Here is an 11,478-nt window from a genome sequence, read left to right as displayed (position 1 = left end):
AGATATATTTATAAATAAAAGAAAACAGGAGAATGTATGGGCTACGGTAAAATACTGTCCGTGGAGCCTGGTAGTCTGGCTGAGGAGCTGGAGCTGGTTCCGGGAGACAAGATAATCGAAGTGAATGGTATGAAGCTCCGGGACATTATAGACCTTAGCTTTGCCTTCGCTGATGAAGAAATAGATATGCTGGTCGAGCATGAGAATGGCGACCAGGAAATGCTGGAATTTGATAAGGATTACGATGAGGAGCTGGGGGTTGAGTTTGAATCTGCAGTATTTGATGGTATCCGCAAGTGTGCCAACAACTGCTATTTTTGCTTTGTGGACCAGGTGGCTCCCGGTATGCGTGAGACTTTAAATATAAAGGATGACGACTATCGTCTGTCATTTTTATATGGCAATTTTGTTACAATGACCAATATGGTGGACAATGATTTTAAGCGTATAAAGCAATATCATTTATCACCATTGTTTGTTTCGGTACAGTGTACCAATCCGGAGCTAAGATGTCAGATACTTCGCTGCAAGACGGCGGGAAATCTTATGACCCAGCTGGATAAGCTGGAAAAGGCTGATGTGGAATATCACACCCAGATTGTACTTTGCCGTGACCTTAATGACGGTGAGGAATTGGACCGATCCATACGGGATATTCTGGCAAGAAAGCCACATGCCTTGTCCATGGCTATTGTTCCCGTGGGACTTACAAAGTTTCGACAGGATAAATACCCTTTAAAGGGATTTGATAGGGAAAGCGCCCTAAAAGTCATTGAACAAGTGGAGAGGTTCCAGAAACAGGAGCGAGAGGCCACTGGCAGGACCTTTGTCTATTTAGGTGATGAATTCTATTTTTTGGCAGGAAAAGAGGTTCCTCCTGCAGAAGTCTACGATGGGTTTCCACAATTGGACAATGGTATAGGTCTGGCCCGTAATTTTATGGAGGAGTTTTCCTCTGCCCGTAATGATGTTGAGCTTCAGCCAAAGGGCTATGATAGAAAATTCAGGCTGGCAGTTGTGACAGGAACTGCTGTAGCACCAATGTTCAGAAAGCTGGCAGATGAGCTGGCAGTGGAAAATCTTGATGTTACCATAGTTCCGGTTCCCAATAACCATTTCGGAACCACAGTAAATGTATCCGGGCTGTTGACTGCCCGTGATATGAAAAGTGCAATGGATGCTTTAAAGGATGACTTTGACGGGATTTTGATTCCTGAGTCTGCCCTCAGAGCTGGCGATAATATATTTTTGGATGATGTTTCTTTGGATGATTTCAAAAGCTGGTTCCATGGTCGGGTGGAGACAGTAGGTGATGGCAAGGACTATTTCAATGCCCTTACTGATTTTGAAAATTATCAGGGAGTAAATGGTGAGGCAGCTGCTTATATGTGGCAGAGTAATGCTGCATATACCAAGAGAGGAGGCCACAACAATGAGTAAGCCTATAGTAGCTATCGTTGGACGCCCGAATGTGGGCAAGTCCACTTTATTTAATCAGATTGGCAAGCGCCGGGTATCTATAGTTGATGATATGCCAGGTGTTACCAGGGACCGCATATATATGGACGCTGAATGGCTCAATCATACCTTTACTATGATTGATACAGGCGGCATTGAATTTGATGAAAGTGATCAGATACTTCGCTCCATGCGTCAGCAGGCAAAGATTGCCATGGAGGAGGCTGATGTTATCGTATTTGTGGTGGATGGTCGTGTAGGCCTAACCTCTGCTGATGAAGAAGTGGGACACATGCTACGTTCTGCCAAGAAGCCGGTGGTTTTGGCTATTAATAAGATTGACAGTCCTCAGCTGGAAGCCAATATTTACGAATTCTATAATTTAGGCCTCGGTGACCCGATTGGTATTTCTGCTTCAAATGCCCTTGGACTTGGTGATCTTTTGGACGCTGTGGTGGAGTCCTTCCCTAAGAATGATTATGAGGAAAAGGAAGAGGATGAAATCAGTATTGCTGTTATCGGTCGTCCAAATGTGGGAAAGTCCTCCATTGTAAACGCACTCATTGGTGAAGAACGGGTTATTGTAAGTGATGTGGCCGGTACAACAAGAGATGCCATTGACACTCATTTTGTGTCCGATGGAAACAAGTTTATGCTTATTGATACTGCCGGTATGCGCCGCAAGGGAAAGATTGATGAAGCAGTTGAGCGTTATAGTGTAATGCGTTCCCTTCGTGCTGTGGACCGTGCCGATGTGGTTCTTATGGTTATTAATGCCTTTGAGGGTATTACCGAGCAGGATAAGAAAATTGCCGGTTATGCCCATGAGTCTGGCAAGGGCGTGGTAATTATCGTAAATAAATGGGATATTTTCCCAGATAAGGATGATAAGTCCACCCTGAGATTTACTGAGGACCTTCGTGACGAGCTGGGATTTTTGCAGTATGCACCAGTTCTGTATACCTCTGCCCTGACCCATCAGCGTATTCCTCGTATTGTGGAGCTGGTAAAGTATGTGGCGGATCAGCAGTCCATGCGTATTCAGACCAGTGTATTGAATGAGCTTATTCGTGATGCGGTTTCTGTAAATCCACCACCATCCCATCGGGGCAAGCAGCTGAAGATTTATTTCATGACTCAGGCGGATATCAGACCTCCTAAGTTCATCGTGTTTGTAAATGATCCGGAGCTTATGCACTTCTCTTATCTGAGATTTTTGGAGAATCGTCTCCGTGAGAGCTTTGGCTTTGAGGGCACTCCGTTGAAGCTGATTGTTCGCGGTCGTAAGGAAGAGGAGGATATCTGATGTTGGAGCTGATAATTGCCTGTGTATTAAGCTATGTAATTGGTTCTATTCCAAATGGTCTTATTTTAGGAAAAGCTGTTTGGGGAGTTGACCTTAGGGAACATGGCAGTAAAAATATTGGTGCCACCAATGCTTGGAGAACTATTGGCAAGCCTGCGGGCATATCCATTTTTGTATTGGATATGCTGAAGGGCTTTTTGGGAGCAGGTCTGGGTATTTATTACGCCGGCGGTTTCCCTGATCATCCTGAGTATGGTGTTATTTGTGGAATTTTGGCCGTTGTAGGCCATTCCTGGTCACTTTTTCTCAAGTTTAAGGGCGGAAAAAGTGTGTCCACTGGTTTGGGAGTTCTTATTATGCTTATGCCAGTGGTTGCAGCAATCGTATTTTTGGTTTGGCTGGCAATTGTCTTTGTAACCCGGTATGTATCCTTAGGTTCTATAGTGGGCGCGGCTCTGGTGCCGGTTCTTGCCCTTATTTTCGATATGCCTATGGTTTATATCGGCTTTGGTACCCTGGCGGCAATCTTTATTATTTATCGTCATAAATCAAATATTGAACGTCTCCTGAATGGTACGGAGAGTAAGATTAAAGCCGCTAAATAATGTATTTGATATGTAGACAAAATGGGTGCTCGTATGTATTATGAGTACCCATTTTTACGTTTTGGGCGAAAATACTATTGTCATCTCAGAGGATACAGTGTATAATATCCCTTGTATGTAGAAATATATCCACTTATAGTGTACGGAGGAAAAAATATGACATCAAAAGAGAAAAGCGGATTTTTCCTTGTTAGAGAAGAAATTTTGCCAGAAGCAATAAAGAAGACCATTCGGGTTAAGGAAATGCTGAAGCGTGGAAATGCCCGCACTATTAATGAGGCTGTTGAAAAGATGGAGCTTAGCCGTAGCGCTTATTACAAGTATAAGGACTATGTATTCCCATTCTATGAGGCAAGTCAGAACAAGATTGTTACCCTGACCTTCCTTTTGGAGCACAAGAAGGGCGTTCTTTCCAGTGTACTCAATACTATTTCCAATGACTCTGGCAGCGTTCTTACCATTAACCAGGGAATTCCTCTCCAGGGTGTGGCTAATGCTACTGTTTCCATTGAAACTGTAAATCTGTCTGTAGACCTGGAGGCCCTGCTTGATAAGCTTCGTATGGTTGATGGCGTTAAGAGATTAGAGGTTCTTGGACAGGCTCAGGCGTGAGGGGAGTAACAGAGCTTTATGGGGAAAAAAATTCAGATTGGACTGTTGGGCTCCGGTACTGTAGGATCCGGAGTTGTTGAGGTCTTAAAGAAAAATGTAAGGGATATCGAGCAGCGCGTGGGCTGCGAAATCGGCATTAAAGCAGTTTTGGTAAGGGATTTGACCAAGAAGCGGGATAATCTCGACGGCATCAAGGTTACTGATAATGTTGATGAAATATTAAATGACCCTGATATTAGCATCGTAGTTGAGCTCATGGGGGGGCTTCATCCTGCCATTGAATATATGGTTCAGGCCATGAAGGCTGGTAAGCATGTGGTAACAGCCAACAAGGATGCTGTGGCCCAATCAGGGGAGGAGCTTTTTTCTGCTGCAGAAGCCAATAAAGTGGACTTTATGTTTGAGGCCAGCGTAGGTGGCGGTATTCCAATTATTACCCCGTTAAAGCAATGTCTTACCGGTAATAAAATCAGTTCCATTATGGGTATTGTAAATGGCACCACCAATTATATGCTTACAAAGATGACCCAGGATGGCAGTGATTATGATGAAGTGCTAAAGGAGGCCCAGGCAAAGGGATATGCTGAGGCTAATCCAGCGGCTGATGTGGAGGGTATGGATGCAGCTAGAAAGGCTGCTATTTTGGGATCCATTGCCTTTAATACGAGAATTCATCTGGACAGCGTTTATGTGGAGGGTATTACCAAAATCGAGGCTGCCGATATTGCCTATGCCAAGCAGCTGGATTATGTCATAAAGCTGTTGGCTGTGGCAAAGGATTATGGCGACAAGGGAGTTAATGTACGGGTTCATCCTGTATTTTTACCCCAGACTCATCCATTGGCATCAGTTAATGATGTATTCAATGCAATATTCCTTAGGGGCAATGCCATTGGAGATGCCATGTTTTATGGTCGAGGTGCTGGTTCCCTGCCAACAGCTTCTGCTGTGTTGGCTGATATTATTGCAGTGGCCCGTAATATGGTTACGGGGAATTCTGCTGTGGTTAGCTGCACCTGCTATAACAAGCGGGAAATCTGCCCTCTGGCGGATACGGAATCCTCTTATTACGTTCGTCTCCATGTGGATGATGAGCCGGGGGTTCTGGCGGCAATTGCTACAGCCTTTGGCGACAGCAAGGTAAGCCTAAAATCTGTTATTCAGACCCGTATGGTAAATAATCATGCGGAGATTGTGGCTGTTACCCATGTGGTAAAGCATAAAAAGCTGGAAAAAGCTGCAGAGCTTTTACGTAGTCTCTCAGTTGTGGATAAAATCTGCAATATTATTCGTGTTGAGGGAGACTGATGGAATTAATTAGGGGGCAATGTTATGGATGCAAAGACAGTTAAAGTAAGAGTTCCGGGAACTTCGGCAAATTTGGGGCCGGGCTTTGATACTTTGGGGATAGCATGCTCCTGCTACAACGATCTGGAGCTTACCCTTTTTAGGGAGGAAGGTCTGGAAATTGAAATTCACGGTGAGGGTGCGGAAAATATTCCCAGAACCTCCCGCAACATTGTATGGCGTTCAATTCAGAAGGTACTTCGTAGAGTGGGCTGTGCCGATGAATTTAAGGGTGCCAGAATTGTGATGGATAACCATGTGCCCCTTTCCAGAGGCCTGGGAAGCAGTGCAACTGCTATTGTAGGAGGCATTAAGGCGGCCAATGAGGCATTGGGGAATCCTTTAAAAAATCGCGACCTTTTAAAAATAGCCACGGATATTGAGGGACACCCCGATAATGTGGCACCGGCTATCTTTGGCGGTATGACCATAAGCACCGTGAGAAATGGCTGGCCGGAAACCTTTAGATTTATTCCAAAGATTCGTTTTAAGATGGTGGTTGTGGTTCCGGATTTCTTTTTGCCAACCAAGGCGGCCAGAGAAGTGTTGCCGGAGAAGGTGGACCGGGCTGATGCAATAGTTAATATTGGTAGTACGGCCATGATGATAGCGGCTTTTATAAAGGGGAGCAGACATTTTCTGAGAAATGCCTTTGATGATGCGCTCCATCAGCCTTATCGGGCTGAGCTTATTCCGGGAATGTATGATGTGTTTAAGGCCGCCAGGAAGGAAGGCGCTTTGGGTGCGTTCCTCAGCGGGGCTGGTCCATGCCTTATGGCTCTTGCCTCCGGTAATGAGAGAAGTGTAGCTGAAGCTATGCAGAGAGCCTTTAAGGAGAATAATGTGGAGTCCGCTTACATGATTTTGAACATTGATAAAGAAGGGGCCCGCCTTATTGAATAGAAAATGAACTTCAATATGGAAACTGCTGTGACGTGGTTACGGCAGTTTTTTGGTGCAGTTATGCAGGAATTTAAACTGAAACAACGAATTTTAAAAGATAATAGGGCTAGGGCGGTGAATAAATGACAGAAAATGAATTTGCCATACAGATAAGAGAAGCCGGAGGAACTCTTTATATCGTGGGGGGCTGGGTCCGTGACAAGCTCATGGGCAAGGATCCCCATGACAAGGATTATGTGGTGGTGGGCTTATCCAAGGAGAATTTTGCAATATGCTTTCCTGCTGCCAAGCTCATAGGCAATGCGTTTCCAGTTTTTCTTGTAAAAATAGACGGGATAAGCTGTGAGGTGGCCTTTGCCAGAAAGGAACGAAAGGTTGGCACAGGATATACAGGCTTTGAAATAGTGGCCCATGAGGATATTACCATCGAGGAGGACCTTTACAGGCGTGATACCACAGTGAACAGTATAGCCATGGAGGTGCTTACTGGAAAGATCATTGATTTATACGGTGGCAGGCGGGATATTGGGGATAAGATACTGCGCCCCATATCAAAGCATTTTTCCGAGGATCCGGTGCGGGCTTTAAGAGTTGCACGGCAGGCAACTCAGCTGGGCTTTGAGGTTTCAGAAGAGCTTATAGATGCCATGAAGGGCTGCCGGGAGGAATTAAGGGGGGAGCCTTCGGAAAGAATTTTTGGGGAGTTGAAGAAGGCATTGGAAACCAGCAAGCCATCAGTGTTCTTTCAAGTCCTTGGCAAGTCAGAGCTTTTGGAGACACTGTTTCCTGAGATTTATGCTCTCATTGGCAAGACTCAGCCTGTGGATTTTCACCCGGAGGGAGATGCCTACAATCATACCATGCTGGTGGCAGATAAGGTGGCAGCCTCCACTGATAATGTGGTAGCTGTTTTTGCAGGCCTTGTCCACGATATTGGAAAGGGTGTTACTCCAAAAGAAATGCTGCCCCATCATTATGACCATGAGAAAAAGGGGCTGGATGTCCTTAAGAGCTGGAATAAACGGGCCAAGTTTCCAAATCAGTGGATACGGGCAGGTAGTCTGGTTATTGAGGAGCACATGCGGGCCCCGTTGATGCAAAAGCCGGGGAAAATAACAGAACTGATTTTTCATTTGCACAAAATGTCCAGTTATCTTCCCCCTGAAGATTTTTGCCATATTATAAGGGCTGACCATGGGCAGCTTCCGAAATATCTGGAGCGTTATACAGAGCTTAGAGATGTGCTTTTATCCATTGATGGAAATATGGCTCCTGAGGGAGTTTGGGGAAAGGCACTGGGGGATTGGCTATGGCAAAAGCGGGTCAGGGCTTGTGCACAATGGCTGAAAGACTAGAATTTGTATGACAACTTTGTTATAATTAATTGAGGATACATCTTGAGGGAGGTATTTTTATGGGAAATGTTTTTGCGTTGGCTGAAAAAAAGCCTGAGCTAGGTAAGAATGTTTACGTCGCACCCAATGCTGCGGTGGCCGGTGATGTTAAAATCGGCGATAACAGCAGTGTCTGGTTCAGTTCCGTTGTCCGTGGGGATATTAACAAGGTGGTTATTGGCAACAACTCTAACATTCAGGACAACTGCACCATTCATACCATGTGGGATACTCCGACAATTATCGGCAACAACGTTACCATTGGCCATAATGTGGTGGTACATTGCAGCAAGATAAATGATAATTGTCTTATTGGTATGGGAACAGTGATTATGGGGTACACTGAGATTGGCGAAAACTGCATTATTGGTGCAAACTCATTTATTCCACAGAATAAGAAAATCCCACCAAATTCTATGGTATATGGCAATCCTGCTAAGCTGATACGCCCTCTCACAGAAGAGGAAATTAATGCCCTTCAGGAATCTGCTGATGCCCACAGTGATCTTGCCAAGGTGTATAGTAAGGATTTAAAGGATTTGTAAAAGCAAATCAAAAATTGAGGTATTTAAAAGGAGAATTGTTTCAAGATGGAAAAGACATTGGTACTCATTAAGCCAGATGCCATGAAGGCACATCACATTGGTGATATTTTCAAGATTTACGAGGAAAAGGGCCTGGAGGTTTTGGCTGTCAAGATGCTTCAGATGGATGAAAAGCTGGCGTCACAGCACTATGTGGAGCATATTGGTCGTCCTTATTATGATGATCTGGTAGGCTTTATGACCTCCGGTCCAATTATTGCCATGGTATTGGCTGGTGAGGATGCTATTGCCAATGTACGCAAGATTAATGGTAAAACTAATCCGGCAGATGCTGATGAGGGAACTATCCGCAAGCTCTATGCTTCCAGTGGCAGCCGCAATGCAGTCCATGCTTCCGACTCACCGGAGAGTGCAGCAAGAGAGATTTCCTTATACTTTAGTGCTACTGAGATTTTTGACTGATAAGTATGGGACAGGCATAAGAGATGTGAAAGAGGAGGCTATGAAGTTATGAGTGTTTATACCAAAACCGGCGATAAGGGAACAACGGGCCTTTATACAGGTCAGCGGGTTGCGAAGAATTCCCTGCGGGTGAAAGCCTACGGTACTATTGATGAGGTAAGTTCAGCCCTTGGTATGGCAAGAGCCTTTTGTAAAAATGATGAGGTAAAGGAAATTATCCTGAAGCTTCAGAAAAACAACGGCTTGCTCATGGCAGATTTGGCCTCCCTGGATCAGGAGCCACTGATTACCAATGAACATGTGAATGAACTGGAGTCAATAATTGACGGTATTGAGGCAAAGCTGCCACCTCTGCATCAGTTCTTGATTGCGGGAGAATCCCAGGGAGGATCCTGCTTAGATTTGGCCAGAACCTTTATAAGGAGAGCTGAAAGGGCTATTTTGGACCTGGCGGAGCAGGAGATAGTCCACGACAGTGACAGATTATATATTAACAGGGTTTCAGACCTGTGCTTCGTACTTATGAGACTAGAGGAAAATCGATGAAAAATTGGAGCTCCAAGTTATGGGGCTCCTTTTTTCGTGTAAAGGCTGATGATTTTGTGTGAATTATGTATTGAAAACTGACTCCCGTGTGTTTTGTGCACAAAAGAGGATTTTGAAAAGTTTTCTCGAAGTTTTTAGGGTAATAGTTATAGGAGTTGGTTTTGATGCTAAAAAAATGGAGAATTAAACCCTATTCCGGGGAAAGAACCGCAGAGCTGGCGGCGGAGCTGGGTATATCCCAGCTGCTGGCAGGGGCTTTGATAAATCGGGGAATTGATACTAAGGAAAAAGGAGAAATATTCCTTCATCCTGAACGGTTTGAATATTGTGATCCCTATTTGCTTCCGGATATGGATAAGGCAATAAAACGTATAGCTGATGCTATTGAAAAAAAAGAAAGTATTGCCATATATGGCGATTATGATTGTGATGGAATTACAGCCACCTCCCTGTTGATGATTATCTTCAAGGAGCTGGGAGTGAAGGTTGACTACTATATTCCTGACAGGCTCACAGAGGGCTATGGCCTTCATGCTGAAGCCATGGAGAAATTGGTGGATAGGGGAATAGAGCTCCTCATTACCGTGGATTGCGGTGTTAAATCCGTGGAGGAAATAAAGTCTGTGGCCGGGCGGATGGACGTAATCGTTACTGATCACCATCTTCCGGGAGATGAGCTTCCCCATGCAGTGGCAGTGGTGGATGCCCACAGAAAGGATTCCAAGTATCCATGCCCGGAGCTGGCAGGTGTTGGCATTGCCTTTAAGCTGTGTCAGGCCCTTTGGCAAAGAATAAAGGGAGAGCCTCTAAACGACCGTGGCCTGGAGCTGGTGGCCCTGGGGACGGTGGCCGATGCGGTGCCCCTTACCAACGAAAACAGACGTATTGTGAGCTTGGGATTAAAGGCTATAGAAAACTCCAATATGGTGGGTGTAAAAGCGTTGCTGGAGGCAGCTGGCTGTCTTGGCAAGCCAGTCACCAGTATGGTGGTGGGTTTTATGCTGGCACCACGCATTAATGCGGCAGGGAGACTTAGCAGTGCAACCTTGGGCGTTGACCTTTTGACGGCTGTGGACAGTATCAAAGCAGATGCGATAGCTTTGGAGCTTAATGGTATAAATGAAGAGCGTAAAAAGCTGAAGGATGAAATGCAGCTGGAGGCCGAGGAACAGCTTAAGGGTGTGGACGTGGACAATACACGTGTGCTGGTAGTAGCTGGAGAGAACTGGCACCATGGTGTTATTGGACTAACAGCAGCGGGACTGGATTCCAAGTATTATAAGCCTACTATTGTTATCAGCCTGAAGGATGGCATAGGAAAGGGGTCTGCCCGCAGTATAGAGGGCTTTAATCTCTATGAGGCCCTGGAAAACTGCAAGGATGTGCTGGTACAGTTCGGTGGCCATGAAGGGGCGGCAGGTCTCACCATTAAAGAAGAAAACATTCCTGAGTTCAGACGGCTTATGGAGATTGAGGCCAATCGCCAGATGACAGCAGAGCAATATGTTCCCTTTTATGAATTGGATCAGGAGATTTCCCCGTTGGATGTTACCATGGAAATGGTGGATGAACTGGCATTACTGGAGCCCTGCGGCATGAAAAACGACAGCCCGCTATTTGGCTGTAGGGGTGTCAGGACTGCGTATGCCTCTTATATGGGGATAGAAAATCGCCACATGCGTTTTAGCATCACAGATGGTAATCGCTACGTAAAGGCTGTTGCCTTCAATATGAATGAGGATTTGGATAAAATGAATTCTCAGCCACAGGATCTTGTTTATGAGCTGGGGATAAACGAATGGGAAGGTAACCGAAACCTTCAGTGTATAATAAGAAGTTTGGACACTCCTTTGGATGATGAAAAGCCTATCAGTGTGGACAGGGAGTTTTTAAAGGAGCTGTATCTGTTTCTTAAACAGTGTCATGATGAAGAAAAGCCCGTGTTAAAGGATCCTGCCTGGCTGGCTATGAGAATGCGTATGGATGGCAGACAGTCAGAGGCCAAGGCTGCTGAATATGGATTAAAAATATTTCAGGAACTGGGGCTGATGAGGGTGGATGATGCTGGTGTGTGTCATTTGGTAGAAGGTACTGGCAAAATGAATTTACAGGATTCTGAGACCTTTTGCCACCTTAATGAATAGTTTAGATAATTATATGATTTAAGCAGGGGGATAGCTAAGAGCTATTCCCTTTCCTTTACGAAAAAAGAGGAAAATAGAGGATTATAGCTATTTTTATGTATAGAGAATTATGAAAATATGCTATAATTAATAAAAGTTTGACTAAAAATTGTGTAT

General features: G+C 44.9%; 11 protein-coding genes. All 11 read left to right on the top strand.

What is annotated here, in order from left to right; translation table 11 throughout:
- The first annotated feature begins 36 nt into the window (after positions 1-36).
- The gene (locus tag B6K08_RS08770) at positions 37-1,440 is read left to right on the top strand and encodes a DUF512 domain-containing protein (protein ID WP_080325942.1); all 1,404 of its coding nucleotides are present in this window, start codon (positions 37-39) and stop codon (positions 1,438-1,440) included.
- Positions 1,433-2,764, top strand: coding sequence for a ribosome biogenesis GTPase Der (der, locus tag B6K08_RS08765; RefSeq protein ID WP_027396198.1), 1,332 nt, complete (start codon positions 1,433-1,435; stop codon positions 2,762-2,764). The genes B6K08_RS08770 and der overlap by 8 nt, the downstream gene beginning before the upstream one ends.
- Positions 2,764-3,369, top strand: a complete 606-nt coding sequence (gene plsY, locus B6K08_RS08760) for a glycerol-3-phosphate 1-O-acyltransferase PlsY (protein WP_039205703.1) — start codon at positions 2,764-2,766, stop codon at positions 3,367-3,369. The genes der and plsY overlap by 1 nt, the downstream gene beginning before the upstream one ends.
- A gap of 156 nt (positions 3,370-3,525) precedes the next feature.
- Positions 3,526-3,981, top strand: coding sequence for an ACT domain-containing protein (locus B6K08_RS08755; protein WP_027396196.1), 456 nt, complete (start codon positions 3,526-3,528; stop codon positions 3,979-3,981).
- Positions 3,982-3,999: 18 nt separating this feature from the next.
- Positions 4,000-5,289: a homoserine dehydrogenase gene (locus B6K08_RS08750; protein WP_080325941.1), complete on the top strand. Its 1,290-nt coding sequence runs from the start codon at positions 4,000-4,002 to the stop codon at positions 5,287-5,289.
- Positions 5,290-5,313: 24 nt separating this feature from the next.
- On the top strand, positions 5,314-6,231 hold the full coding sequence (gene thrB / locus B6K08_RS08745; RefSeq protein WP_080325940.1) for a homoserine kinase: 918 nt from the start codon (positions 5,314-5,316) through the stop codon (positions 6,229-6,231).
- Between the two features lie 122 nt (positions 6,232-6,353).
- Positions 6,354-7,586 carry a tRNA nucleotidyltransferase/poly(A) polymerase-related protein gene (locus B6K08_RS08740; RefSeq protein ID WP_080325939.1) on the top strand — a complete coding sequence of 411 codons (1,233 nt, stop codon included), beginning with the start codon at positions 6,354-6,356 and terminating at the stop codon, positions 7,584-7,586.
- A gap of 59 nt (positions 7,587-7,645) precedes the next feature.
- A complete protein-coding gene (locus B6K08_RS08735) occupies positions 7,646-8,170 on the top strand; it encodes a gamma carbonic anhydrase family protein (protein WP_027396192.1) in 525 nt (174 codons plus the stop codon).
- Between the two features lie 45 nt (positions 8,171-8,215).
- Positions 8,216-8,632: a nucleoside-diphosphate kinase gene (gene ndk / locus B6K08_RS08730; RefSeq protein ID WP_027396191.1), complete on the top strand. Its 417-nt coding sequence runs from the start codon at positions 8,216-8,218 to the stop codon at positions 8,630-8,632.
- A 48-nt stretch (positions 8,633-8,680) separates the two neighbouring features.
- The gene (locus B6K08_RS08725; RefSeq protein WP_080325938.1) at positions 8,681-9,178 is read left to right on the top strand and encodes a cob(I)yrinic acid a,c-diamide adenosyltransferase; all 498 of its coding nucleotides are present in this window, start codon (positions 8,681-8,683) and stop codon (positions 9,176-9,178) included.
- Between the two features lie 164 nt (positions 9,179-9,342).
- On the top strand, positions 9,343-11,322 hold the full coding sequence (recJ, locus tag B6K08_RS08720) for a single-stranded-DNA-specific exonuclease RecJ (protein ID WP_080325937.1): 1,980 nt from the start codon (positions 9,343-9,345) through the stop codon (positions 11,320-11,322).
- Positions 11,323-11,478: the final 156 nt, after the last annotated feature.

This window comes from Anaerovibrio lipolyticus DSM 3074 (genome assembly GCF_900141865.1).
GTDB lineage: Bacteria > Bacillota > Negativicutes > Selenomonadales > Selenomonadaceae > Anaerovibrio > Anaerovibrio lipolyticus.
Note: the sequence above shows the minus strand (reverse complement) of the source record. Positions and strands in the feature narration are given on the sequence as shown.

Coding starts and splice junctions, on each gene's coding strand:
- plsY (WP_039205703.1), top strand. CDS start 2,764: ATGTTGGAGCTGATAATTGCCTGTGTATTAAGCTATGTAATTGGTTCT.
- B6K08_RS08735 (WP_027396192.1), top strand. CDS start 7,646: ATGGGAAATGTTTTTGCGTTGGCTGAAAAAAAGCCTGAGCTAGGTAAG.
- der (WP_027396198.1), top strand. CDS start 1,433: ATGAGTAAGCCTATAGTAGCTATCGTTGGACGCCCGAATGTGGGCAAG.
- B6K08_RS08740 (WP_080325939.1), top strand. CDS start 6,354: ATGACAGAAAATGAATTTGCCATACAGATAAGAGAAGCCGGAGGAACT.
- thrB (WP_080325940.1), top strand. CDS start 5,314: ATGGATGCAAAGACAGTTAAAGTAAGAGTTCCGGGAACTTCGGCAAAT.
- B6K08_RS08725 (WP_080325938.1), top strand. CDS start 8,681: ATGAGTGTTTATACCAAAACCGGCGATAAGGGAACAACGGGCCTTTAT.
- B6K08_RS08750 (WP_080325941.1), top strand. CDS start 4,000: ATGGGGAAAAAAATTCAGATTGGACTGTTGGGCTCCGGTACTGTAGGA.
- ndk (WP_027396191.1), top strand. CDS start 8,216: ATGGAAAAGACATTGGTACTCATTAAGCCAGATGCCATGAAGGCACAT.
- recJ (WP_080325937.1), top strand. CDS start 9,343: ATGCTAAAAAAATGGAGAATTAAACCCTATTCCGGGGAAAGAACCGCA.
- B6K08_RS08755 (WP_027396196.1), top strand. CDS start 3,526: ATGACATCAAAAGAGAAAAGCGGATTTTTCCTTGTTAGAGAAGAAATT.
- B6K08_RS08770 (WP_080325942.1), top strand. CDS start 37: ATGGGCTACGGTAAAATACTGTCCGTGGAGCCTGGTAGTCTGGCTGAG.